Origin of the sequence: Nocardioides daejeonensis, assembly GCF_003194585.1 — a bacterium.
GTDB lineage: Bacteria > Actinomycetota > Actinomycetes > Propionibacteriales > Nocardioidaceae > Nocardioides > Nocardioides daejeonensis.
The window spans coordinates 107493-131002 of the sequence record NZ_QHKZ01000007.1; the positions used below are offsets into that span (position 1 = coordinate 107493).

Sequence of the window (23510 nt, forward strand, 5' to 3'; positions counted from 1 at the left end):
CCACCGTGCCCACAATGGACGACATGACCGAGCCGACCCTGACCCGCCCCGACGGCAGCCCGGTGCGGGTGCTGGTCGTCGACGACGAGATCAACATCGCCGAGCTCGTCGCGATGGCCCTGCGGCTCGAGGGCTGGGAGGTCCGGATGGCCCACACCGGCACGGAGGCCGTGGCGACGGCCAAGGAGTTCCGGCCCGATGCGGTCGCGCTCGACATCATGCTGCCCGACTTCGACGGCCTGGAGGTGTTGCGCCGCCTCCGCGCGGAACGGGACGACGTGCCCGTGGTCTTCCTGACTGCGAAGGATGCCGTCGAGGACCGGATCGCCGGCCTGACCGCCGGCGGGGACGACTACGTGACGAAGCCCTTCAGCCTGGAGGAGTTGGTAGCCCGGCTCCGCGGCCTGATGCGGCGGGCCGGGGTCGGCACCTCACGCAGCAGCTCACTCCTGGTCGTCGGCGACCTCACTCTCGACGAGGAGAGCCGGGAGGTACGCCGCGGCGAGGAGGAGATCTCGCTGACGGCGACCGAGTTCGAGCTGCTCCGCTACCTGATGCGCAACCCGCGCCGGGTGCTCTCCAAGGCGCAGATCCTCGACCGGGTCTGGGACTACGACTTCGGCGGCCAGGCCAACGTCGTCGAGCTCTACATCTCCTATCTGCGCAAGAAGATCGATGCCGGGCGAGCACCGATGATCCACACGATGCGTGGCGCCGGATACGTGCTGAAGCCGGCGCGATGACCAGGTCCGCCTCGCTGACGTCGAGGCTGGTGCTGACCACCATCACCGTGGCGGCACTGGTCTCGGTGCTGATCGGCGTGGTGACCACCCTCGCGGTGCGCGCCTACCTCACCGACCAGCTCGACGACAACGTGCACGCCAGCCTGCAGGGCGCGCGCATCTTCGGCGTCGACACCGACGGCGGACCGCCTCGCCCCGGCCCGGTCGGCGGCCCCGGGCGGGATGTCGCGAGCATGACGGCGCGTTGGACGGGCAACGGCAGCGGCGCTGCAGGTTGGCTCACCACGCAGCGGGCGACCGGTCGCCCCGACTACGAGGAGCTCTCGCAGGACGATCTCGCCGCCCTGATCGAGCTGCCGACCGACGGGCGGCTGCGCACCGTCGACCTCGGCTCGGCGGGCACCTTCCGGGTCGCGGTGGAGCGGACCCGAGGTGGCGAGGCGGTCGTTGCGGTCGGCATCGCCACCAGCAACGTCGACGAGGCGGTCACCAACCTCGTGCAGTGGGAGCTCCTGCTCTCCCTGCTGGCGATCGCCGGGGCCGGGACCGTCGCCACCCTCGTCGTACGCCGCCAGTTGCGGCCGCTGCGCGAGGTCGCCGCTACCGCCCACACCGTGGCCGAGCTGCCCCTCGCCTCCGGTGCGATCGAGATCCCTGAGCGGGTACCCGACCACCTGACCGACGAGTCGACCGAGGTGGGACAGGTCGGCGCAGCCCTCAACAACCTGCTCCGCCATGTGGAGAGCTCCCTGGCCGCCCGGCACCGCAGCGAGCAGCAGGTGCGGCAGTTCGTCGCCGACGCCTCCCACGAGCTGCGCACCCCGCTCGCGACCATCCAGGGGTACGCCGAGCTCTCCCGTCGCGCTCCCGACGACCGGGCCATGCAGCTCACCGCGTTGGCCAAGGTCGAGGCGGAGGCGATGCGGATGTCGGCCCTGGTGGAGGACCTCCTGCTCCTGGCCCGCCTGGATGCCGGGCGCCCGCTGCAGCACGGGCCGGTCGACGTGACCCGGCTGCTGCTGGAGTCCGTCTCCGATGCACGCGTGCTGGGCCCCGACCACCACTGGCGCCTGGCGCTGCCCGAGACCGCACTCGAGGCGGTCGGCGACGAGGAGCGACTGCGCCAGGTGGTGCGCAACCTGTTGGAGAACGCCCGCAGGCACACCCCACCGGGCACCACGGTCGTGGTCGACGCGCGCTCTGCTCCGCAGCCCGGTGCGGCGGTCACGGTGACCATCACCGACGATGGCCCCGGCTTCGACCCGGCGCTGCTCCCGGTCGCCTTCGACCGCTTCACCCGGGGCGACCCGTCGCGCAACCGGGGCGGCGGCTCGGGGCTGGGTCTCTCCCTCGTCCAGGCGATCCTCGCCGCGCAGGGCGGCGCGGTGGCCCTGACCTCACGGCCGGGCGAGACCCGGTTCACGCTCACCCTGCCGACCCGGTAGCCGGCCGGCGGCAGACACCGGGCAGGTGCTCAGACCACCAGGGCGACCAAGGCCGGGAGCGAGCCGTTGAGGATCGCCAGCACCTCGTCGCGCGACACCCCGTCGGGCTGCTCGGCCCACTGCAGCACCAGACCCTCGACCATGGCCGCCCAGGCGTGCACCACGAGGCGCGTCGACGGGGTGTCCGGCAGCATCAGGCCCTGCGGGTCCTCGGCGAAGAGCCGGTCGGTGAGCGCACTGCGCGACTCCTGGTAGATCTCCCGCAAGGACTCGTCTCCGCTGGCCGCTCCCTTGACCAGGGAGAGGTAGCCCTCGTGGTTCTCCACCACGTAGTCGAGGTAGGCGGCCATGGAGTGCGCGAGTCGGGTGAGGTGGTCGCCGTCCGCCGGTGGGGCCGTCGCCTCGATCAGCTCGTCGGCGGCGCGGCGTACGACCGCTTCGTGGAAGAGCTTCTTGTTGCCGAAGTAGTGGTAGAGCAGGCCCCGGGAGATGCCGGCCTTCTCGGCAAGCGTCTCGATCGAGAGCTGGTCCAGCGAGCGGGTGGCGAGCAGGCGCACACCCAGGCTGAGCAGCTGCTCGCGGCGAGCCGCCGGGTCGAGCCGGACACGAGGGGACGAGGCCATGTGGCCCACCTTACTGAACGCGCGTCAATTAGTCCCGCCCAGGCTATTGACGGTCGTTCAATACGCCGCCTACCGTGGAGTCATGACCTCAGACGTCCACGTTGACCACCTCGTCATCGGCGCCGGCTTCGGCGGCCTCGGCGCTGCCATCAAGCTCGACGAGATGGGCGAGCGCGACTTCCTCGTGATCGAGAAGGACGGCGGCATCGGCGGCACCTGGCGCGCCAACAGCTACCCCGGGGCCGCCTGCGACGTTCCCAGCCAGCTCTACTCCTTCTCCTTTGCCCCCAACCCGGACTGGTCGGCCTCCTTCTCCCCCCAGCCCGAGATCGAGGCCTACCTCAACCGCGTCGCGGAGGAGTCCGGCACCCTCGACCGGTTCCGCTTCGGCACCGCTGTCGTCGACGCCGCCTGGGAGGAGGACCAGCAGCGTTGGCGGGTCTCGCTCTCCGACGGGAGCACCGTCGTCGCGAAGACCGTGATCGGCGCCGCCGGCGGCCTCTCCGAGCCGCGGCTTCCCGAGATCGAGGGCATCGACACCTTCGCCGGCGAGATCTTCCACTCCGCGCGCTGGAACCACGACGTCGACCTCACCGGCAAGCGGATCGCCGTGATCGGCACCGGCGCCTCGGCCATCCAGATCGTGCCCCAGGTGCAGAAGCTCGCCGCTCACCTCGACGTCTACCAGCGCACCGCGCCGTGGGTGATCCCCCGCAACGAGCACAAGTACACCGGCGTGGAGAAGTTCGCCTTCCGCCACGTGCCGTTGGTGCAGAAGCTCTCCCGCACCGCGATCTACTGGGGCCGCGAGACCTACGTGCCGGCGTTCACCCGGATGCCGAAGCTCGCCTTCCCGGCCAAGCAGCTGGCCCTGCTCAACATCCGCCGCGGCATCGCCGACCCTGAGCTGCGGGCGAAGGTGACCCCGGACTACGAGATCGGCTGCAAGCGCATCCTGATCTCCAACACCTACTACCCGGCGCTGGCCTCCGACAACGTCGACGTCGTCACCGAGCGGATCGCACGCGTCACCGAGAACTCGATCGTCACGGCCGACGGCACCGAGCGCCCGATCGACGTCCTGATCGTGGCCACCGGCTTCCACACCACCGAGCAGCCGATCGCCGAGCACGTGCGCGGCAAGGGCGGCCAGACGCTGGCCAAGGCCTGGGCCGAGCAGGGGCAGGTCGCCTACAAGGGCACCACCGTCCACGGTTTCCCGAACTTCTTCCAGGTGGTCGGACCCAACACCGGGCTCGGGCACTCCAGCATGGTCTTCATCATCGAGTCCCAGCTCGCCTACATCACCGACGCGCTGCGCACCATGCGCAGCCACGGGCATGCCACGGTCGAGCCCCGGGCCGACGTCCAAGCCGCCTGGAACGCGGACCTGCAGCGCCGCATGCAGCGCACCGTCTGGAACACCGGCGGCTGTGCCAGCTGGTACCTCGACGACCAGGGCCGCAACACCACGCTCTGGCCGCGCAGCACCTTCGTCTTCCGTCAGCTCCTCTCCCGCTTCGACGTGGCGGCGTACGACGTCACTCCCTCCAGCCCATCGGCCGACGGCGCCGATGACCGAAAGAAGGTCTCCGCATGAAGTCCCTGCAGAACAAGGTCGTCGTGATCACCGGCGCCGGCGGCGGCATGGGCCGCGAGATGGCTCTGCTCGCCGCCTCCCGCGGCGCCCGGCTGGCCCTCTCCGACTGGAACCCCGAGGGTCTTGCAGGGACCGTCTCGCTGCTCAAGGCCGCGGGCGCGGGCGAGGTCCGCTCCGACGTCATCGACGTCTCGGACCGCGACGCCATGGGCACCTGGGCACAAGCGATCGTCGACCAGTTCGGCACCGTCAACGTGATGGTCAACAACGCCGGCGTCACCATGACCGGCGACTTCGAGGACATGACCTACGAGGAGTTCGACTGGATCGTCGGCGTCAACTTCAACGGCGTCGTCAACGGCACCAAGGAGTTCCTGCCGCACCTGATCGCCTCCGGCGACGGCGCCCTGGTCAACCTCTCCAGCCTCTTCGGCCTGGTCTCGATGCCCGGTCAGTCGGCCTACAACGCCACCAAGTACGCGGTACGCGGCTTCACCGAGGCGATCCGCGAGGAGATGCTGGTCAACCGGCACCCGGTGAGCGTCACCTGTGTGCACCCCGGCGGCATCAAGACCGGCATCGCCCGCAACGGCCGCAAGACCGAGGGTCAGGACGCCTCCTCCATCGACCGGCTCTTCGACGAGAAGCTGGCCCGGATGGAGCCGGCCAAGGCGGCACGGATCATCCTCGACGCCGCTCAGTCCGGCAAGGCGCGTCAACTGGTCGGCATCGACGCGCACCTGGTCCACCACTGGGCCAAGCTCTCCGGCTCCTTCTACCAGGACATGGTCGCCTGGGGATCGCGCCGGATCGTGCCGGCCAAGAAGGCGTCCGTGCGCTCCTGAGCCGACGTCCCTGAAGTCGTGCACCTGCACGGCTTCAGGGACCGACCGCACGCCCCGCGCACCTGCATCCTCTCAGCCACCAACCGGCCTGTCTCCGTCCAAGCCCCGCGGTTCGCTGCGTTTCCAGCACCCGGTAGCGCGTATCGTCAGTCGGCGTGCGCACTGGTGACCCGGTCCGGGTCCGGATGACCAAGTGGCGGGACCTGCCGCACTGGGAGTTCTCCGGCACCTATCTCGGCAGCGACCGCCATGGGGAGTGGATCGGCCTGCCCACCGGCACCCACTACGAGCGCCCGGGGGCGGCGTACGACTCCCCCTCCCCGTCGGTGACGCTGGTGCCGGCCGCCGACGCCGACGAGCGCGGGTGGCTGGCGGCGTTCCATGCCTCCGAGCACCGGATCCCCGGGTTCAACAGCCCCGTCGAGGTGTACGTCGACATCGCCACCCCGCCCCGGTGGCACGGTGTCGAGCTCACCGCCGTCGACCTCGATCTCGACGTGGTGCGCGGCACCTCGGGGCGGGTCTGGATCGACGACGAGGACGAGTTCGCCGAGCATCGGGTGACCTTGGGCTACCCCGACGTCGTCGTCGCCCATGCCGGCATCAACTGCGACCTGGTGCACCGCCTGGTCAGCGAACGGCGGGCTCCCTTCGACGGCCGCGCCCACCTGCCCTGGCTCGACCAGCTCACCTGACCCGGTGATCGAGCAGCTCACCTGACCCGGTGATCGAGCTTGTCGAGATCCCCACGGGGTCGTCCTACTCCTCGGCGGTACGCCGGCGCGAGGCTCGTCCCGAACGCAGTCGCAGCGGGCCGACCAGGCGCGGGCCGGAGAGTCGGGTCTCGATCTTGCGCGCCTCCCGCTTCAGCGGCTGTGCGATGTACTCGCCCAGGATCACGCCGGCCGCGATGGCGAGGGCGACCGAAGCTGCGGTGATGACGGCCAGCAGACCCCGCGAGGTGTGGCCGTCACCCTCGGCCAGCAGCGAGAGCCCGCGATAGATCGAGAGGCCCGGAAGCATCGGCACGACAGCCGAGACGACAACCACCAGCGGCGGCACCCGCACCGCTCCGGCCGCCGAGAAGGCGACCAGACCCACGAAGAACGACGCCGTGGCGACTGCCCAGGGCCGCCCGAACCCGGCAAGCTCGACGTAGTTGGTGATGAGGATGCCGATCGCCGCGATCACCGCGATCGGCACCAGCACCCGCTTCGGCGAGTAGGAGGCATAGGCGAAGGCGGCCGCGGAGATCGCACCACCGAGGGCGAGCACCGGCCACGACTCCAACCCGAAGGCGCCCGGGTTGAGCCGGCCGACCTCCACGCCGAGCACCGTGCCTACCGAGAGCCCGCCGGTCACGCCCGCGATGATGCCGGCGGTGGAGAGCAGCGCCTCGGTCATCCGGGCACCGGCGGTGATGTAGAAGCCGGTGAGCGCGTCCTGCAGGCCTCCCATGAAGCCGATGCCGGAGAGCAGCATGATGATGTTGGCGGTCACCACCAGGGAGGGATCGACCTCCCACTCCGCAGCCGCGGCGCCGACCGCCAGCAGGGTGGCGATCGCGCCGCCGACCACCTGGAGATAGAACGTGGGCAGGCGGCGTCGGGCCATCGCGTGCTGGGTCCGATCGATCAGCATCGCCGAGACGAAGGCGAGGGCGCAGACGATCCACTCGCCGCCGAGCATGAAGGCGACCCCCGCACACATCACTCCCCACCCGAGAGTGATCGCCGCACGGTGGCGGTGGTGACCCGACGAGGTGAGGCGAGCGACCTCCGCGCGCGCTTCGGCGACGTCGACCCGGTCCGCAAGGATGTCCCGCACCAGATGGTCGATCCGGGTGAGGTCCTCGTAGTCGATCTCCCGCTGCTTGACCGTGCGGATCTGCGTCATCGGCGCGTCGTCCTGGGTGGCCTGGTAGCTGATCGACAACGTGGTGAAGGTGACGTCGACGATCGCCGTCCGCAGCCCGTGGTGATAGGCGACCGCCTGCATCGTCGCGGTCACGTCGGCGGCACCGGCGCCGTTGTCGAGCAGCAACTCCCCGATACGCAGGCTCAGGTCCATGACGGCGGGAATCGACCGTTCCTGTTCCGTCATGCGCATATCGTTCCACGGCAGGCGAGCGCGACACAGCCAGATGCCGGGGCATGTGCCACGCTGGGCGCGTGCAGATCGAGTTCCGCGGCTCCCCACGCCCGACGCTCGGCGTCGAGTGGGAGTTCGCCCTGGTCGACCGGACCAGCAGAGACCTGGTGAACGGAGCCGACGCGCTGATCGAGCGGGCGCTGCCGCGGCTCCCCCACCCCGAGCGACTGCACCGCGAGCTGCTGCGCAACACCATCGAGCTCGTCACCGGGGTGTGCGACACGGTGGGCGAGGCGATCGACGACCTCCGCACGAGCCTGAGTGCCGTCGTACCCGCGGCGGACGAGCTCGGGATGGACCTGTTCGGGGCGGGCACCCACCCGTTCGCGCGGTGGTCGGCGCAGCAGCTCACCGCCGGACACCGCTACGAGGAGCTGATCAACCGGACCCAGTGGTGGGGTCGGCAGATGTTGATCTGGGGTGTCCACGTGCACGTCGGCCTCCCGGAGAAGCAGCGGGTGCTGCCCGTGATGTCAGCGTTGCTCAACCAGTACCCGCACCTCCAGGCGCTATCGGCCTCCTCCCCCGTCTGGGCCGGCACCGACACCGGCTATGCGTCCAACCGGGCGCTGATGTTCCAGCAGCTGCCCACCGCGGGGCTGCCTTTCCAGTTCCAGACCTGGGCCGAGTTCGAGGCGTTCGCCGAGGACCAGCTGGTCACCGGCGTGATCGAGGAGCTCACCGAGATCCGCTGGGACATCCGGCCGGCGCCGCGGCACGGCACGCTGGAGAACCGTGTCTGCGACGGCGTCTCCACGATCGCCGAGCTGAGCGCCCTCGTCGCCCTCATGCACTGTCTGGTCGTCGACCTCGACACCCGGCTGGCCCAAGGCGAGCGGCTGTCGGTGCTGCCGCCCTGGCACGTGCAGGAGAACAAGTGGCGGGCCGCCCGCTACGGCCTCGACGCGATCATCATCCTCGACGCCGACAATCGCGAGCGCCTGATGACCGACGACCTCCACGACCTCCTGGAACGACTCACCCCGGTCGCGCGCAGCCTCGGCTGCGAGGACGAGCTGCGCGCGGTCGCCGACATCCCCCGCCGCGGGGCGTCGTACCAGCGGCAACGTGCGGTCGCCGCCGCACACGAGGGCGACCTGGTCGCGGTGGTCGACTCCGTCGTCCGCGAGCTGCGCACCGGCCTCTGAACGAACGCACTGGGGCTCGTGCTGCCCGTGCCCCCAGCGGGGTCAGCGCACCGGCGGCAGCTGATCACTCGCCTCCAGCGGGTCGAAGCCACTGATCTCGAAGAGGTCGGCGGTCAGCGACCGGAGCTGGGCGAGGATCACGTCGACCGAGAGCTCGGTGGTGCGCTCCACCTGGGCGGTGCCCTCCGCGATCGCGTGCAGGGCCGGTCGCGCCGCGATGGGCAGCCGATTGGCCGCGAGCTCGTCGGCAACCTGGTCGCACGCTGCCGCCAGGTCCCGCGCGAGCACCGCGTACGACGCGGGCACGGCGCGGCGCCGATGTGCGGCGACCGCGGTACGCCGGGTGAGCACCCGGGTGCTCCGCAGCGCCTTGTCGAGCGGGCTCACCAGCTGTGTCATCTTGCGCAGGTCGTCGCGGTGCCGGGTCCGGAACGGCGAGCTGGCGACGACGGAGAGACCCTCGTCGGCAGCATCTCGCAGCTCGCGGATCAGATGATCGGTGCTGCGTGCGTCGGCCAGCACCTCGAGCGCCGGCTCCAGCTCGCCATCCACCATCACATCGGCTGCCGCACGGAGCAGGCCGGCGATCCTACGGACCACCTGAGCGGCCTGCTCCCGTGGACGGCGCAGCGGCGCGGCAGGCACGAGGGTCGCTGCCACGAGGGCGACAGCACCGCCGATCAGCGCATCGGTCCATCGCGTGAAGGCGGCCCCGGAGGCGGGCACCAGCGTGGCGATGACGATCGACTGCACCGCCGCCTGGGTGACGAAGAGCGGTCCCGCATCGAGAAGCAGCGCGGCGATCATGGCCAGCGCGACGATCACCGTGAGCTGCCACCAGCCACTGCCCAGGCCGATCACCAGCAGGTCTGCGACCAGCACGCCGACGGCGACCCCGACCGTCACCTCGATCACCCGACGAAGGCGCTGCCCGTAGGAGGTGCCGAGGCAGACGACCGCGGCGATCGGAGCGAAGAACGGCGTCGGGTGACCGAAGACATCAGCGGCCAGCAGCCACGCCACCCCGGCAGCGATCGCGCACTGGCCGATCTGCCAGCCCTTGGTGCGCACCCGCGCCAGGCGCGAACTCAGCGAGGAGCGGCCCTTCGTCCACATCCGGTCCAGCGGTTGCTGCATGCCGACCATCCTTCCCGAGCCGACGGCGTCCGGAATCCCCAACACGCATCGGCGCTCAGGTGTCACATCCTCGACAACGGCCCGCCGGGCGAGGAAGATGCCGCCACCGACGTCTTCGAGGGGGAAGCGTGGCCACACCGATCGATCCCAGCTCCACCGCTTTCCTGATGGCAGAGAGCCGCAAGGCTCCGATGCATGTCGGCGGCCTGCAGCTCTTCGAGCCGCCGGAGGGCGCCGGTCCCGACTACGTGGGCGAGCTCTACCGGCAGATGCACACCGTCGAGGAGTTCGAGCCGATCTTCCTCAAGCACCCGCACCGCTCGGTGGGCACGGCCGGCCAGTACGTCTGGGTGGAGGACGAGCAGTTCGACCTCGACCACCATCTCCGGCACAGCGCGCTTCCCCAGCCGGGCCGGATCCGGGAGCTGCTCGACCTGTGCTCGCGCCTGCACGGCACCCGTCTCGCCGTTGAGCGCCCCCTCTGGGAGGCGCACGTGATCGAGGGCCTGGCGGACGGCCGCGCCGCCCTCTACACGAAGCTCCACCACGCTCTGACCGACGGCGTCTCCGCGATGCGACTGCTGCAGAGCGTGCTCAGCAGCGACCCCGACGAGCGGGACATGCTGGCGCCGTGGGCACTGCGCAAGCGGCGGAGCAAGGCCGTCGAGTCCGCCAACCTCGCCGAGGTTCCGATCAAGGCGCTGCGTACCGCGCTCGGGCTCAGCGCCGATGCGGCCGGCATGCCCAAGGCACTCGTCACCACGTTGAGTCGCGGACTCCGCAACGAGAGCGCCACTCTCGCCCTCTATGCCCCGAAGACGATCCTCAACCAGGACATCACCGCCTCACGTCGCTTCGCTGCCCAGGACTGGCCGACCGAGCGCCTCCGGGGTGTCGGCAAGGCCACCGGCGCCACCATCAACGACGTACTGCTGGCCATGTGCGGCGGCGCGCTGCGGCGCTATCTGCTGGAGCTCGACGCCCTCCCCGACACCAGCCTGGTGGCGATGTGTCCGGTGGGCCTCAACGCCAAGCAGGCCGGGTCGGCCTCCACCAGCGGCGGCAACGCCGTCGGCTCGGTGATGGTGCGCCTCGGCACCGACGAGGCGGACCCCGGAGCGCGGCTGCGCACCATCCACACGTCGATGCGGGAGGGCAAGGCCGCACTCGGCACGATGACGCAGAACCAGATCCTCGCGATGACCGCGATCGGCATGGCGCCAGCGATGCTCACCCCGCTGCTGCGGCTCCAGGGCATGGTGCGGCCGCCGTTCAACGTGATCATCTCGAACGTCCCAGGCCCCCGCGTCCCGCAGTACTTCAACGGCGCTCGGCTGGCAGGCATGTACCCCCTCTCGATCCCGATGCCCGGCATGGCGCTCAACATCACCACCACGTCGTACGCCGGCATGATGGGCTTCGGTCTCACCGGCTGTCGGCGCACCCTGCCGCACCTGCAGCGTCTGCTCATCCACCTGGAGGACGAGCTCGCGGCGCTGGAGCTCGCCGCCGGAGTCAACTGACGGCCACGCCTCCGGACGCACCGCACCGGCCTCACCTGCGCAGCGTCCTGCCACCTGGTTGCCCCGACAGCCCACACGCAGGACATCCCCCACAACGTCCTGCGCCCCGGTCGCCATAGCAACCCCAACGCAGGACGTTGCCGTCAACGCGCTGCCGCGCATCACGAGTGGCGCACAACCTCCAGCGAGTCGCCGAAGCGCTCGGCGACCGCGCGGAGCCGCGCCTCGGTGATGTCGCTGACAGCCAGGAGCCCTGCGGCCCGGGCAAAGCTGCCGGGGCGAGTCGGCTCGGGGAGGTTGATCGAGACCGAGCGCCGGGTGCCGCCGTCGGCCGCATTGGCCAGCGCCACCGCGTGCCCGGTCGTGCCGCTGCCGGCGAAGACGTCGAGCACCACGGCGTCGTCCGGCATGCACTCGAGGACCCGGCGCACCAGCCCCGTGGGCTTCGGGCTCTCGAAGACGTGCCCGACGATCTCCTTGAGCTCGGCGACGGCGGTGTCGGTGGAGCCGATCTCCTCGGCCAGCCAGATGGTGCGCAGCTTCTTGCGCCGCCCCGGATGCAGCCAGTCGCGCTGCGCGATGTCGACGCGCAGGCCCAGCTTGCCGCGCACCGAGCGACAGACCAGATCGTCCGGACGCGCGTCGACCAACGGCGCCGACCACCGCCAGACCGCCGGGCGCCCGTCGCCGAAGACGGGCCAGATCTCCTCGGCTCCGTCGAAGGGAGCGGTGGCGACCCGGCCGCTCACCGGGTCGCCCCAGAGCGGGTAGTGCAGGGTGGGCGCAGTAGCGGGATTGAACTTCTTGTTGGTGTTGCGCAGTGGCAGGCGTCGATAGCGGCGGCCGTCGTCGGCCACCAGGGGGAAGTCGCTCTCCAGGACCGACGACGCCGAGGTCGCCTGCAGACGGCAGGAGGCGATGTCGCGAGCGACGACCAGCAGGTACTCGTGGGAGGTGGCGAACCACGGTCCCAGCTGTCGTCCCTTCGGGTTGAGGTTGACCACCACCTGGGCGATGAACTGCTCCTCCCCGAAGACCTCGTCCAGGAGCAGGCGCAGGTGAGCGACCTCGTTGTCGTCGATCGAGATGAAGAGCACGCCATGGTCGGCGAGCACCCGGCGTACCTCGTGGAGGCGGGGGCGCATCATGGCTACCCACGCAGCATGCCGCCCGTTGCCGACCCCGTGCCGGTCGCGGTAGGCGAAGTCGTTGCCGGTGTTGTAGGGCGGGTCGGTGTAGACGACGTCGACCGATCCGGTCGCCAGCGTCGCCAGCACGTCGAGGTTGTCGCCGACGTGAAGGGTGTGGTCAGGCGGCATCGGGCATCCGGGCGAGCTCTACCAGCCGCCACTCGTCGCCGCTGCGGGCTACCCGCATCAGGTAGCGCTCGTCGCCACCCTCGTAGTACTGCGGCTCGGCGCCGGTCGACGGCACCACCGCCTCCGGACGCCGCAGCACCGTGACGACGAACGCCGTGCTCTGCGCGGTGGGTCTCGGCTGGAGAGCGGTGCGGCGCACCAGCCAGCCCTCACCGGTGACCTGTCCACCCGCCGCGGCCAGCCCCTCGATGCCATCGGCCAGCTTCGCGCACACCACACAGTCCGGGCCGAGCCGCCGCAGCTCCGCGGACTCGCCCAGCCGGGTCGACGCATTGAGCACGTCGACCCAGTGCCCGACGAACGCCTCTGCGCCGGCCGGGGTCGCCTCGCGGGCCGTCTCTGGCATCGGTGGCAGCAGCGCCCCTGCGGGTGTGACGGAACTCGTGCCGGTCGGCGTGTGCGACGAGTCGGGTACGGCGCGCGACGCCGTCGGCTCGTCGTCCGAGCAGCCGGCCAGCAACAGCCCCAACAACAGGGGCGTCGCGGCGAGGAGGAAGCGCGCTCGCGGCGACTTCACCATCGTCACTCCTCCTCTGCCTCGGTCGGGGCCAGCGTAGAGGAGCAGCCGCACCTACTGCGGACGGATCCAGGTGAGCGGCCCTCAGCCGAGACGCCGGAGCAGCCGATCCAGCTCCTGACCCCGATCGACCAGGAACCCCTTCGTCGCCCGTACGCCGCGGTCGAACAGCTCCCTGCCGTCGTGGCCGGCCTCGCGCAGTTCGTCGGTCAGGTCAGGTCCGCGGGTGTCGTCGATCGCCAGCTCCGCATGCCCCGACGCGACCGCCGCGAGGTTGTGCTGACTGGTCGAGCCGTCGGTGTAGTAGCTCGTGTGCCCGACCACCTCTGCCAGCCCCCGATCGGCGTGAGCAGCCGTGTCGAGCTCGCGCACACCATCGAGATAGGTGAGATCGCGGCCGAACCGACCCGCGTCGGCGACCAGGTCGTGCTTCGCCTCCAGGTTGTGCAGGTGCCCTGGCGCCAGGTGCAGGTCCGCGAGGCGGTCGGTCGCCAGGCCCGGCACTCCGAGGGCGACGACGTCGTCGACGCCGGTGCCCTGCTGCAGTGCGTGTCCGGTGACCACGCCGGCGTAGGAGTGCGCCGCCACGGTCAGGTGCGGGTCGTCGCGCCGGACCACGTCCACCGCGTTGAGCTGATCCGCGAAGCGGGGTGCCGCATCCCGCGCGATGTCGTCGTGAAGGAGTCCGCGGGCTCGCTCCCCGGCGCTGCCGGGGTCGAGCAGATCGCGGATCGCCAACGGCGGCGCCTCGTAGCCCAAGGAGACGATCGCGGCGTGCCGGGCATCGTCTCCTGCCTCGTCGGAGAGACGGGACATCCTGGCCAACAACGCCTCGACCTCCGCCGTCTTGCGGGCGAGGTCGCTCGCCGGCGTGGTGCCGACCCCGTACCTGGTCACCACGACGTTCTCGGCGGTGCGCACCCGGCCGAGGCCGACGTCGGTGGTGACACGCTCCCGGCCGTCGAGCCCCAGCGACAGCAGTCGTGCACCGGGACGCGCGGTGAGCAGCGCACTGATCGCGCTCAGGTCCTCCAGCTTGGCGTGGAGCACCGCCGGCGACTCCGACGACCCGCTGAGCAGTCGGTCCAGCCAGGACGCGCCCTCCAGCTCCCGGAGCCGGGTGGTGAGCTCCCGACGCGCCTCGGTGAGGAGTAGCCGGTTGGCACGGTCACGCGGTGCGGGCGGGATGCCCTCGGTGTTGCCGACGAGCTCCGAGCGTTCGCCGACCAGCCGGATCCGCTCCCCTGGCGACAACGACCGCCACCATCCGAAGGCCTCGGCCACGCGCGCGTCGACCGGGAGCGGGAGGAGGGGACGCTCGGCCGCCTGCCGGCCGGCGGCTATCGCCTCCACCGGGCCCGCCGTTCCGCCGTCGAGCACGCCCGACACCACCGCGTCGAGGACAGCGGCAAGCGCCGCGTCCGTATGCTCCGCCGCACGGAGCCCCTGGGCCAGCCGGTCGGTGAGCTCGAGACGCAGCCGGGCTCGGTCTGCTGCCAGGATCGGGTCGGCGGGAACCGGGGCCGGGTCGCGGACCTCACCGGTCACATCGTCCACGACCATGCCGTGCCCACCCGCTGCCACCGTCGCCTCGGTGACGACCCGCCGAGCGGCCCGGGAGCCCGCCTCCGCCTGGACGAGGCCACGGGTGAGCGCAGCGAGTTCCGCTGCCAGGTCGTTGAGTCGGTCGCGGAGCAACGTGTGGGCACCGACCGCGGCGGTCGCGTCGTCACCCCACCAGGACGCCGGCGGTCGGGCCGCGACGAGCTCGTCGGCCAGGTCGGCCAGGGAGCGTCGGTGCCGCAGGGTCACGCAGGCGAGCTCGTCGAGCAGCGCCGGTCGCCACGCGAGCACCTGGGAGACGGTCGCCATCAGCGCGGCCCCTGCCGCGCCGGAGAGCCGGGAGTCGGCGGTGGCGGCGTTCGGGGGCCGAGGGCGCGGCGTACCTCAGCCTCGGTAGCCGCATAGTCGACAGCCCCGGTCTGGAGCGCCTGAGCGTGCCGGCGGGCTGCCAGCGCCCACCTGTCGAACCCACACGTCCAGGCACTGAGCAGCGTCTCGACGGCCTGCGCCGCCCTGCTGCCCGGGAGGGCCTCCGCCACGGCGGGCAGCTCCGGCACGAGGTCGATCCGGTCCACACGATCCGCGGCCTGCTCCATCGCCCGACCCGCTGCCGCGACCTCGGCCAGGTCTGCGGCGACGCCCCGTCCTGCGCTCATGCTGACGCCTCCTGACGAGGACCGCCCCGGCGGCGTACGGCCGGGTCCTCACGGTCCTCCTGGGCTCAGCGTCGCCGGCTGCGGCTAGGGCAAACCGGCCCTCGGCAGGGTTGTGGACAACGGTCGATCGTCAGGAGCGGGAGACCCGAAAGCGGGTCACCGACCCCAGATCCACCAGAAGCCGACCGCCATCGGCACCAGTCCGGCCAGCACCCACGGCGTGAGCACCGAGGCCTGGTGGATGACCCGCCCTGCCATGACGGCGAGGATCCCGAAGATGCCGGCGATCACCAGCATGCCGATTCGCGAGCTCTGGTGGCTCGCGTCGATGGAGATGGCGAAGAGCACGAGTCCACCGGAGAGGTGCAGGATCGTGGAGACCGCCAACACGGACATGACCCACTTCTGGACCTGGCTGAGCGACATCGAGTCGTCGCGCTTCGGCATGGAGGGCGGCGCCGACAGGTCGATGAGGTGCTTGCGCCGCTTCGTCTCGCTCATGTCCCTATCATCCTCCTCCTCGCGCGCAGAAGGGCCGGGAGGGCCGGCGATGTGGGTGACCTCACTCGGCAGGTGCCGGCGACTCATTCCCGGCCGGCGGGCCGCTGGGAGTCGGCGAGCCCGTGTCGGTGGGCTCCGGGACCGTGGAGCTGGGCGGAGTCGTCGGCTCGGTCGGCAGCACGCTGGGCGTCTCGGTCGGCTCGCCGGTAGGCGTCGTCGACGGATCGGTCGGGGTGTCGCTCGGCTGGTCCGACGGCGTCACGCCCCCGCTGGGCTCCGGGTCGCGGTCGCGATGCCGGTCCCCGCCGGTGTCGCGGTCGACGACGCGACTGATCGAGGTGCCCTTGCCGTTGCTGCCGCCGGTGAGCGAGGAGACCGGACGACCACCGATCAGCTCGAAGGCAGTGATCGCCACCATCACCACGACGAAGGTGCCCAGCGCCCACGGCAGCACGGTCCGCCATGGCACCGCGGCCCAGCGCCCCTTGAGCGTCCGATGCGCCCTCGCACCCTCGGCGTACGACGCCCCTTCGGCGCCCAGCACGGCGTCGGCCACGTCGGGGTCGGCCAACTCGCCGTCCGACGCCAGCCGGGACGCCTCGTCGGCGGAGACCTCACGGACCCCGCCGGTGCGGAAGACCACGAGCACCTTCTCGCGGCTGGTGTTGATGCCGCGCGCGAACATCGCCGACGAGGTGGTCGCCACAACACTGCCGACGGCGGCGCCGATCAGCGTGCCGCCAGCCCCCAGCGTGGAGAGGATGACGGCCGAGGAGACCGCGGCGAGGGCGGCGGCGACCACCGCCACCCAGTCCAGCCCGAAAGGCCCTCGACGCTCACGCATCCCCCGAGTATGGCCGACGAACCGTCGTCACCGGAGGGATCGACGGTGTGAGAGCGAGCACGACTCCCTCCCCGAAGCGGTACGCGCGGGCCACCCGATCTCGTACGCTGAGCCATGGCCTTCGACCTGAGCGATCCGGCATTCGACACCACCTCGCCGCAGGTGCACGAGGCGCGCGAGGAGCAATGGTTCGTCGAGACCAACCTCGGCTGGGCCGTGCTACGTCATGCCGAGGCCTCGGCCGTGCTCAAGGACCGTCGCTTCCGCCAGGGAAACGCCCGCTGGCCGGCACAGAACGGCATCCACTCGGGGCTCTTCTCCGACTGGTGGCAGGAGACGCTGCTCAGCCTGGAGGGCGAGGATCATGCCCGCATCCGCCGACTGCTGACGCCCGCGTTCCGCAGCCGCACCATCGCGGCGATGCGGCCGCGGTTCCAGAGCCTGGCCAACGAGCTGATCGACGGCTTCGCCGACCGGGGCGAGGTCGAGTTCGTCTCCGAGTTCGCCGAGCCGTACGCCGCCCGGATCATCTGCGTGCTGCTCGGCCTTCCCGAGGAGGAGTGGCAGCAGGTGGCGCACTGGGCCGACGACCTGGGCCGCAGCTTCGCTGTCGACGTCGCCAGCCACGTGCCCCGCATCGAGACAGCGCTGAACGGGCTGCACGCCTACCTCGAGGAGGTCGTCGACGACCGGATCGCCCGTCCGCGCGACGATCTCGTCACCACTCTGGTCCAGGCCCACGAGGGCGAGCAGAAGCTGACCCGGCACGAGCTGGGCGTGGCGCTGGTCTTCCTCGCCTTCGCCGGGATGGAGACCACGCGCAACCAGCTCGGTCTCGCCCTGCGCACCCTGCTGGCGCACCCCGACCAGTGGCGACTCCTCGGTGAGCGTCCCGAGCTCGGCGCCCAGGCGGTCGAGGAGATCATGCGGGTCAACCCGACCGTGACGTGGGTGACCCGCGAGGCGCTGGAGGATCTGGAGATCTTCGGCCTGCACGTGCCGAAGGGCGGCATCGTGCAGGTGCTCTCGCACGCCGCCGGCACCGATCCGCGGGCGATGCCCGAGCCGGGGTTCGACATCACCGTCCTGCGCGCTCCGCATCTGGGGTTCGGCGCCGGCGTCCACCACTGCCTGGGGCACTTCGTCGCGCGCACCGACATGGCCGTCGCGCTGCCGCTGCTCGCCCACCGGATGCCGGAGGCGACTCCCGACGGAGCAGGCGAGTGGCTGCCCGTCTCCGGCAACACCGGGCCGGTGCGCTTCCCGCTCCGCTTCACCCCGGGCGTGTCTCGACCGGCCGACGACTGGTTGACCCCGCCCGACCTGAGCGGCTCTGTCTGACCCGCTGCCGTCCGACCAGATGGCCGGCGTACGTGGGCGGGGCAGACTGGGCCCATGAGCACGCAACTGCCGTGGCCGTTGCCCGACACCCGGCTGCGCGACGACCTCGTGGCGCGTTGGTCGACCGGTCGGGGCTACCACGACCTCTCCCACCTCGCAGAGGTGCTGGAACGGCTCGCCGAGCTCGGCGCGGGAGACGATGTCGAGCTGCAGCTCGCCGCCTGGTTCCATGACGCGATCTACGACGGCGGCCCGGACGCCGAGGAGCGCTCCGCACAGCTGGCCGAGGAGACTCTCGCGGACACCGGAGTCGACGTCGCGGAGGTCGCTCGCCTGGTGAGGCTGACCGCCCGTCATCGGCCCGCCCCCGACGACCGGCGCGGCCTGCTCCTGGTGGACGCCGACCTGGCAGTGCTGGCCGCACCCCCGGCCCGCTACGCGGCGTACGTGGCGGGGGTCCGCTCCGAGTACGCCGCGCTCTCCGACGCCGACTTCGCACGCGGCCGGGCGGCGGTGCTGCGCGACCTGGCCGCCAAGCCGACGCTCTTCCACACGCCGGAGGCTCGCGCCCGCTGGGAGGTGCTGGCCCGCGACAACCTCGCTCGTGAGCTGGCCACGCTGGACCCGAGTGCCGCGTCGTCATGACAGGATCGACGCCGTGGCCCTGCTGATCGATCCGCCCAGCGTCCCGTGGCGGGACCGCCTCTGGGCCCATCTGGCCTCGGACACCTCCTTCGAGGAGCTGCACGCGTTCGCCGCTGCCGTCGGCATCCCCGAGCGCGGCTTCGACGGCGACCACTACGACGTACCGGCCGAGCACTGGGACGCCGTGGTCGCTGCGGGCGCGCGCCCGGTGCGCTCCCGCGACCTGGTGGCCGCACTGCACCAGGCCGGACTGCGACGCCGGAAGCGTCGTCGCCGGGCCGGCGATCCGGGCATCGCGACTACCGGGGCGCCATAGCCCCGATCGTCTCCAGCCGGACGCCGGGGAAGACCGCCGCCGGCGAGGCGTCGAAGCGCGACGAGACGACCTCGGCCAACACGCTGCGGTAGTCCCGCGTGACCAGCAGGTCCGCCTGAGCGGTGTCGGTCAGGCCCGGCCACGATCCGTAGTAGCGCCCGCCCTTCACCCCCGCACCGAGCAGGAACATCACATTGCCGTGGCCGTGGTCCAGGCCCATCGAGGCGTTCTCCCGGACCCGCCGACCGAACTCGCTCAACGTCACCACGGTGACCTTCTCGGCAACGGGGCCGAGATCGCTGAAGAAGGCGGCGAGGGACGAGGCCAGATCGGCGGTCATGTTCCGCAGGTCGCCGCGGTCGACCGTACCGAGATCGGCATGCATGTCCCACGATCCGTGGTCGACGGTGATGACCTCGGCACCCACGTCGCCGCGGATGGTGCGGGCCGCCGCGGCCAGCGCCCGACCCAGGTCGCTGGTGGGATAGGCGGCGCCGTTGGCGGGCGTCACCGGCGTGGCGCGCACCGGTCCGAAGTCGTCGACCATCCGCATCGCCGTACGGACGCCCTCGCCCAACGGCCCGGGTACGCCGTCCCAGACGGTGTGCAGCGAGCGCACCCGTGGATCGTCCGGGCCACCCGTGTCGGTGCCGGCCAGGACGATGTCGTCGACGGCCGGGGCCGCTCCGACGGGATGCGGGCCGAGCAGTGCGGTCGGCGGCACCGGGCCACCGAGATGCAGGGCGTGCAGCGGATCGGTGTCGCCGTCGCGCCCGACCAGGCGGTTGAGCCAGCCGACCCGGGCCGGCGAGCCAGGGTCGGCGTCCTCGATCTCCTCCATCGCCGAGAAGTGGGAGCGGTTGGGCGCCGGGAGTCCGGTCGCATGCACCGCCGCCATCCGTCCGTCCCGCCACAGCGGGAGGAGCGGTGCCAGGGCCGGGTGCAGCCCGAACATCGCGTCGGCTGCGAGCAACCTGTCCTTGGGGATCGCGATCCGCGGGCGAGCGGTCCAGTACGCCGGGTCGGCATGTGGCACGACCAGGTTCAGGCCGTCGGCGGCACCGCGCAACGAGAGCACGACCAGCACGGCCGGCGCTGCGCCCTCGCGAGACCATGCGGTCTGCAGCACCGTGTCGCCGAAGACGGTGGTCGCGGCCAGGGCGCCGGCGGCGAGGGTGAGGAAGCCGCGGCGCGAGACCCGACCGTACTCCGGGCAGCCCGGGGCGCAGGAAGACATCCGGATCACCTCGTCAGGTGGGCCGGATGGTCGAGGAAGACGCTCAGCAGCGTCGGCATCCCCCAACGCACGACCCGGTGCGTCGAGGTGATGGTGGTGTCCGGCTCGACCTGCACGGCTTCGCAGGCGGACTTCAGCAGCGTGGACGTCGACGCCGAGCCCAGGATGCTGCGGGCCAGGTGGTCGACCAGCAGGTCGAAGCGCAGGGTCGGCTCCGGCAGCCAGGAGGCAGCCGGGCGGAGGTCGATCTCCTTGGTCGGCCACCAGCCGCCTGCCATGGTCAGGTGCATCTGGAAGGCCTGCAGGACGCGAGCGGTGGAGGTCCAGGAGGCGGCGGCGTCGGGACGACCGTCCGGACGCGGCCACCGGAACGGCGCGAGGCCGAGCGCCTCGCACTGCCAGATGCTGACGTGGGCAGCGGAGTCGGTGTCGACGGGTTTGCGCAGTCCCGCTCCGAGGACCCGGTAGGTGGCGACCAGATCCTCCTCGGGGAGTCGCACCTTGCGTCCGGCGGCACGCCGGAACTCCGCGGAGTCGACGAGCGCGCGCAGCACCGGGGCGATCGCGGTGTCGTGCGCACGATAGGTGCGGCTCAGCAGGCCGACGAGTGCCGGGGAGGGATCGTCCGCCACGAACCGTACGGCGAGGCGGCGAGCGATCCGCTCAGCGGTCAGGGGGTGCCGGGCCAGGTGGTCCAGGTAGGCGCGCGCCACTGAGCGTCCGTCCTCGGCGCGGTTGTCATGCCGGAAGTCGAGCACCTGGACCGCACCGGTCCAGTGCGACCCCGGGTCGTAGGCCGCCGCCCACGTGCCCCACACGTCCACGCGGTAGCCGGTGAGGATCCGAGCGCTGTCGACGACGTCCTTCTCGGTGAAGTTCCCGGCGCCGACGGTGTGCACCTCGAGGAGCTCGCGGGCGAGATCCTCGTTGGGCGCGGACTTCCTCGACGTGGCCAGGTTGAGGTAGCAGCCCATTGCCGGATGGGTGGTGCTGAACCTCAGCAGCTCGGCGAAGCTCCCGAGGGCGCGCTTGCGGATCCCGGTGCCGTAGGCGGCGCGGAAGAACGCCTCCGCCTCGCCGGCTGCCGGCACGTGCAGCAGGTTCTCCCAGAAGTCGGTCATGGTCTCCAGCAGGGGCCGCTCCGAGTGGATTCGGCGGGCGAGGCACCAGCGCTGGTGGTCGAAGCCCGCCTCCCAGAACGGCTGGACCTCGTCCCGGTCGCGACGCCAGATCTCGGCAGCGGAGAGTGTGAGAGAGGGCCACCAGCCGCGGGAGGTCTCGAAGAACCGGTCCGGTCCGGATGCGAGCTGGGTGTCGAACCACGTCCGCGCGCCGCCGGCACTGGCCATCGCGGCGCCCAGAGCGGGCGTCCAGCCCTGACCGAACCGATTGCCGAGCAGCCGCTCCAGCGTCGACGGGAGCGGCGTGGCGTCGTACTGCGCAGGCTCGAAGCCGGGGTGCACGGGCTCCGGCTCGGCGTCCGCCTGGATACCTGGTCTCCCAGCCCCGCCCGGGGGCAGCCGACGGCGGCGCGGCTGGGGCGGCGCGCTCGTCGTGCTGATCACGACACCAGTCTTCCGTCTCCGACCACCCCGGCGCATCTCCTGATGCCGATGACGACCGATCGTCGTGCCTGCATGACCCGTGCGGGTCATGCAGGCACCCGGTCAGGGCACGGGCTGGGACGGGCGCTGGGGAGCCATCAGCCGCCGGATCTCGTCGGCGAGCTCCGGCCCCAGGCTGCCCCACCCCGGCGCGTAGCCGTAGGTCTCGGCCAGCGACTCCCGGCGGCGAGTGCCGGTCACCAGGTCGACGTCGTCCGGAGTCAGCAGACCGGGGTGAGCGACGCCGACGGCACGGGAGAGCTTGAGCAGGTCACGCCGCAACGACACGATGTAGTTCGCCGTCCGCTCGGCCTTCGAGGTGGGATCGAGACCTCGCGCCAGCCAGGGGTTCTGGGTGGCCACTCCGGTCGGGCAGTGGTCGGTGTGGCACTTCTGCGCCTGGATGCAGCCGACGGCGAGCATCGCCTCGCGAGCGACGTTCACCATGTCGGCGCCGAGGGCGAAGGCGACCAGGGCGGTGTCGGGCAGGCCGAGCTTCCCGGCGCCGATGAAGGTCAGGTCGTCGGTGAGTCCGGCTCGGGCGAAGCGACTGTAGACCTGGCTGAAGCCAAGCCGGAACGGCTGCGCCACGTGGTCGGTGAAGACCAGCGGAGCGGCGCCCGTGCCGCCCTCGCCTCCGTCGACGTTGACGAAGTCGACGCCGCGGTCGCCGCGCGCCATCTGCTCCACCAGGTGGTCCCAGAAGGTGAGGTCGCCGACGGCCGATTTGATGCCCACCGGCAGACCTGTCGCGTCTGCCACCAGCTCGACGAAGTCGAGCATCGAGTCGACGTCGTGGAAGGCGGTATGGCGGGCCGGGCTGGCGCAGTCCTTGCCGAGCTCGATCCCGCGGATCTCGGCGATCTCGGGCGTCACCTTGGCTGCGGGCAGCATGCCGCCCAGCCCCGGTTTTGCTCCCTGGGAGAGCTTGATCTCCAGCGCTCGCACCGGCGCGGAGGCGACCAGGTCGACCAGCCGGTCGAGGTCGAACCTGCCTTGGGCGTCGCGGCAGCCGAAGTAGGCGGTGCCGATCTGGAAGATCAGGTCACCGCCCTGCCGATGACCAGCCGAGATGCTGCCCTCACCGGTGTTGTGCAGGCAACCGGCCTGTGCCGCACCGCGGTTGAGCGCGGTGACCGCGCGAGCGGAGAGCGCACCGAAGCTCATCCCCGAGATGTTGACCACCGACGCGGGCCGGAAGGCATGGCGCCGGCCGCGCCGCCCACCGAGCACCTTGGCGCTCGGGATCGTCGCGCCCTCCTCGTCACCGTGGGGTCGCGTGTCGGCACCGACCTCGGCGAAGGTGCGGTGCTTGATGATCGCGTAGCCGGTCTGGTTCTCGACGTCGTTGTCGGTCCCGAAGCCGACGTAGCTGTTCTCCAGCTTGGAGCTCGCGTAGACCCAGCTCCGCTGATCGCGACTGAACGGCCGCTCCTCGTCGTTGGAGGCGACGACGTACTGGCGCAGCTCCGGCCCCAGTCGTTCGATCGCGTAGCGCGCATGCCCGACCACGGGGAAGTTCCGCAGGATGGCATGGCGGCGCTGGAGCACGTCGTAGGCAGCGAGGGAGCCCAGGCCGGCCAAGCCGGCGGAGGCGAGCGTCTTCCACTTCACGTCTCAAGTCCTACCCGGCCGCGCGTGGTTTTCACAGCCGCCTGGCCGAGGTGTGGTTGTCCCGGACGGGGGCAGCAG

Annotated in this window: 22 protein-coding genes; 10 read left to right on the forward strand and 12 right to left on the reverse strand. The window is 71.3% G+C overall.

What is annotated here, in order from left to right; genetic code table 11:
* Positions 1-14: 14 nt before the first annotated feature.
* Positions 15-743, forward strand: a complete 729-nt coding sequence (locus DNK54_RS17475; protein WP_420846386.1) for a response regulator transcription factor — start codon at positions 15-17, stop codon at positions 741-743.
* Entirely contained in the window at positions 740-2188 is a 1449-nt protein-coding gene (locus tag DNK54_RS17480) for a sensor histidine kinase (protein WP_110208285.1), read from the forward strand. Before DNK54_RS17475 ends, DNK54_RS17480 begins: the two co-directional genes overlap by 4 nt.
* A 29-nt stretch (positions 2189-2217) precedes the next feature.
* Here the strand turns inward: DNK54_RS17480 and DNK54_RS17485 are convergent, their stop codons facing one another.
* Entirely contained in the window at positions 2218-2811 is a 594-nt protein-coding gene (locus DNK54_RS17485) for a TetR/AcrR family transcriptional regulator (protein ID WP_110208286.1), read from the reverse strand.
* Positions 2812-2893: 82 nt separating this feature from the next.
* On the opposite strand from DNK54_RS17485, the gene DNK54_RS17490 reads away from it, so the two are divergent.
* From DNK54_RS17490 to DNK54_RS17500, 3 genes are all read left to right on the forward strand, one after another.
* Entirely contained in the window at positions 2894-4411 is a 1518-nt protein-coding gene (locus tag DNK54_RS17490) for a flavin-containing monooxygenase (protein ID WP_110208287.1), read from the forward strand.
* On the forward strand, positions 4408-5256 hold the full coding sequence (locus DNK54_RS17495) for an SDR family NAD(P)-dependent oxidoreductase (RefSeq protein WP_110208288.1): 849 nt from the start codon (positions 4408-4410) through the stop codon (positions 5254-5256). Before DNK54_RS17490 ends, DNK54_RS17495 begins: the two co-directional genes overlap by 4 nt.
* Before the next feature lie 155 nt (positions 5257-5411).
* Positions 5412-5951, forward strand: a complete 540-nt coding sequence (locus tag DNK54_RS17500; protein WP_162602526.1) for a DUF402 domain-containing protein — start codon at positions 5412-5414, stop codon at positions 5949-5951.
* A gap of 64 nt (positions 5952-6015) precedes the next feature.
* Here DNK54_RS17500 and DNK54_RS17505 read toward each other — a convergent pair whose 3' ends face one another.
* Entirely contained in the window at positions 6016-7359 is a 1344-nt protein-coding gene (locus DNK54_RS17505; RefSeq protein ID WP_239460160.1) for a threonine/serine exporter family protein, read from the reverse strand.
* Between the two features lie 68 nt (positions 7360-7427).
* Between DNK54_RS17505 and DNK54_RS17510 the strand changes: the two genes are divergently transcribed.
* A complete protein-coding gene (locus tag DNK54_RS17510) occupies positions 7428-8555 on the forward strand; it encodes a glutamate--cysteine ligase (protein WP_204164667.1) in 1128 nt (375 codons plus the stop codon).
* 42 nt (positions 8556-8597) lie between these two features.
* On the opposite strand, the gene DNK54_RS17515 is transcribed toward DNK54_RS17510, so the two are convergent.
* Complete coding sequence (locus tag DNK54_RS17515; RefSeq protein ID WP_110208292.1) at positions 8598-9692, reverse strand: FUSC family protein; 1095 nt, start codon at positions 9690-9692, stop codon at positions 8598-8600.
* Positions 9693-9820: 128 nt separating this feature from the next.
* Here DNK54_RS17515 and DNK54_RS17520 point away from each other — a divergent pair, with 128 nt between their 5' ends.
* Positions 9821-11215, forward strand: a complete 1395-nt coding sequence (locus DNK54_RS17520) for a WS/DGAT/MGAT family O-acyltransferase (protein WP_110208293.1) — start codon at positions 9821-9823, stop codon at positions 11213-11215.
* A 161-nt stretch (positions 11216-11376) separates the two neighbouring features.
* Here the strand turns inward: DNK54_RS17520 and DNK54_RS17525 are convergent, their stop codons facing one another.
* From DNK54_RS17525 to DNK54_RS17550, 6 genes are all read right to left on the reverse strand, one after another.
* A complete protein-coding gene (locus tag DNK54_RS17525; protein WP_110208294.1) occupies positions 11377-12534 on the reverse strand; it encodes a site-specific DNA-methyltransferase in 1158 nt (385 codons plus the stop codon).
* A complete protein-coding gene (locus DNK54_RS17530; protein WP_110208295.1) occupies positions 12524-13114 on the reverse strand; it encodes a DUF6318 family protein in 591 nt (196 codons plus the stop codon). The genes DNK54_RS17525 and DNK54_RS17530 overlap by 11 nt, the downstream gene beginning before the upstream one ends.
* A gap of 81 nt (positions 13115-13195) precedes the next feature.
* Entirely contained in the window at positions 13196-14983 is a 1788-nt protein-coding gene (locus DNK54_RS17535) for an alpha/beta hydrolase (protein WP_110208296.1), read from the reverse strand.
* The gene (locus DNK54_RS17540) at positions 14983-15330 is read right to left on the reverse strand and encodes a hypothetical protein (RefSeq protein ID WP_110208297.1); all 348 of its coding nucleotides are present in this window, start codon (positions 15328-15330) and stop codon (positions 14983-14985) included. The genes DNK54_RS17535 and DNK54_RS17540 overlap by 1 nt, the downstream gene beginning before the upstream one ends.
* A gap of 156 nt (positions 15331-15486) precedes the next feature.
* Positions 15487-15831 (reverse strand): hypothetical protein, encoded by a 345-nt coding sequence (locus DNK54_RS17545; protein ID WP_110208298.1) that lies wholly within the window; start codon positions 15829-15831, stop codon positions 15487-15489.
* A gap of 61 nt (positions 15832-15892) precedes the next feature.
* Positions 15893-16675 (reverse strand): hypothetical protein, encoded by a 783-nt coding sequence (locus tag DNK54_RS17550; RefSeq protein ID WP_162602527.1) that lies wholly within the window; start codon positions 16673-16675, stop codon positions 15893-15895.
* Between the two features lie 114 nt (positions 16676-16789).
* Here DNK54_RS17550 and DNK54_RS17555 point away from each other — a divergent pair, with 114 nt between their 5' ends.
* Genes DNK54_RS17555 through DNK54_RS17565 form a run of 3 tightly spaced genes read left to right on the forward strand, consistent with a single transcriptional unit; the run spans position 16790 to position 18977 of the window.
* The gene (locus DNK54_RS17555; protein WP_110208300.1) at positions 16790-18016 is read left to right on the forward strand and encodes a cytochrome P450; all 1227 of its coding nucleotides are present in this window, start codon (positions 16790-16792) and stop codon (positions 18014-18016) included.
* Positions 18017-18070: 54 nt separating this feature from the next.
* Entirely contained in the window at positions 18071-18661 is a 591-nt protein-coding gene (locus DNK54_RS17560) for an HD domain-containing protein (RefSeq protein ID WP_110208301.1), read from the forward strand.
* Positions 18662-18674: 13 nt separating this feature from the next.
* Positions 18675-18977 (forward strand): DUF4031 domain-containing protein, encoded by a 303-nt coding sequence (locus DNK54_RS17565; protein ID WP_110208302.1) that lies wholly within the window; start codon positions 18675-18677, stop codon positions 18975-18977.
* Here DNK54_RS17565 and DNK54_RS17570 read toward each other — a convergent pair.
* From DNK54_RS17570 to DNK54_RS17580, 3 genes are all read right to left on the reverse strand, one after another.
* Positions 18961-20214 (reverse strand): DUF1501 domain-containing protein, encoded by a 1254-nt coding sequence (locus DNK54_RS17570; RefSeq protein ID WP_110208303.1) that lies wholly within the window; start codon positions 20212-20214, stop codon positions 18961-18963. The genes DNK54_RS17565 and DNK54_RS17570 overlap by 17 nt on opposite strands.
* A 5-nt stretch (positions 20215-20219) precedes the next feature.
* Complete coding sequence (locus DNK54_RS17575; RefSeq protein WP_162602528.1) at positions 20220-21779, reverse strand: DUF1800 domain-containing protein; 1560 nt, start codon at positions 21777-21779, stop codon at positions 20220-20222.
* A 102-nt stretch (positions 21780-21881) separates the two neighbouring features.
* Positions 21882-23432 (reverse strand): FMN-binding glutamate synthase family protein, encoded by a 1551-nt coding sequence (locus DNK54_RS17580; RefSeq protein ID WP_110208305.1) that lies wholly within the window; start codon positions 23430-23432, stop codon positions 21882-21884.
* Between the last annotated feature and the right edge of the window lie 78 nt (positions 23433-23510).

Coding starts and splice junctions, on each gene's coding strand:
- DNK54_RS17475 (WP_420846386.1), top strand. CDS start 15: ATGGACGACATGACCGAGCCGACCCTGACCCGCCCCGACGGCAGCCCG.
- DNK54_RS17480 (WP_110208285.1), top strand. CDS start 740: ATGACCAGGTCCGCCTCGCTGACGTCGAGGCTGGTGCTGACCACCATC.
- DNK54_RS17485 (WP_110208286.1), bottom strand. CDS start 2,811: ATGGCCTCGTCCCCTCGTGTCCGGCTCGACCCGGCGGCTCGCCGCGAG.
- DNK54_RS17490 (WP_110208287.1), top strand. CDS start 2,894: ATGACCTCAGACGTCCACGTTGACCACCTCGTCATCGGCGCCGGCTTC.
- DNK54_RS17495 (WP_110208288.1), top strand. CDS start 4,408: ATGAAGTCCCTGCAGAACAAGGTCGTCGTGATCACCGGCGCCGGCGGC.
- DNK54_RS17505 (WP_239460160.1), bottom strand. CDS start 7,359: ATGACGGAACAGGAACGGTCGATTCCCGCCGTCATGGACCTGAGCCTG.
- DNK54_RS17515 (WP_110208292.1), bottom strand. CDS start 9,692: ATGCAGCAACCGCTGGACCGGATGTGGACGAAGGGCCGCTCCTCGCTG.
- DNK54_RS17525 (WP_110208294.1), bottom strand. CDS start 12,534: ATGCCGCCTGACCACACCCTTCACGTCGGCGACAACCTCGACGTGCTG.
- DNK54_RS17530 (WP_110208295.1), bottom strand. CDS start 13,114: ATGGTGAAGTCGCCGCGAGCGCGCTTCCTCCTCGCCGCGACGCCCCTG.
- DNK54_RS17535 (WP_110208296.1), bottom strand. CDS start 14,983: ATGGCGACCGTCTCCCAGGTGCTCGCGTGGCGACCGGCGCTGCTCGAC.
- DNK54_RS17540 (WP_110208297.1), bottom strand. CDS start 15,330: ATGAGCGCAGGACGGGGCGTCGCCGCAGACCTGGCCGAGGTCGCGGCA.
- DNK54_RS17545 (WP_110208298.1), bottom strand. CDS start 15,831: ATGAGCGAGACGAAGCGGCGCAAGCACCTCATCGACCTGTCGGCGCCG.
- DNK54_RS17550 (WP_162602527.1), bottom strand. CDS start 16,675: ATGCGTGAGCGTCGAGGGCCTTTCGGGCTGGACTGGGTGGCGGTGGTC.
- DNK54_RS17555 (WP_110208300.1), top strand. CDS start 16,790: ATGGCCTTCGACCTGAGCGATCCGGCATTCGACACCACCTCGCCGCAG.
- DNK54_RS17560 (WP_110208301.1), top strand. CDS start 18,071: ATGAGCACGCAACTGCCGTGGCCGTTGCCCGACACCCGGCTGCGCGAC.
- DNK54_RS17570 (WP_110208303.1), bottom strand. CDS start 20,214: ATGTCTTCCTGCGCCCCGGGCTGCCCGGAGTACGGTCGGGTCTCGCGC.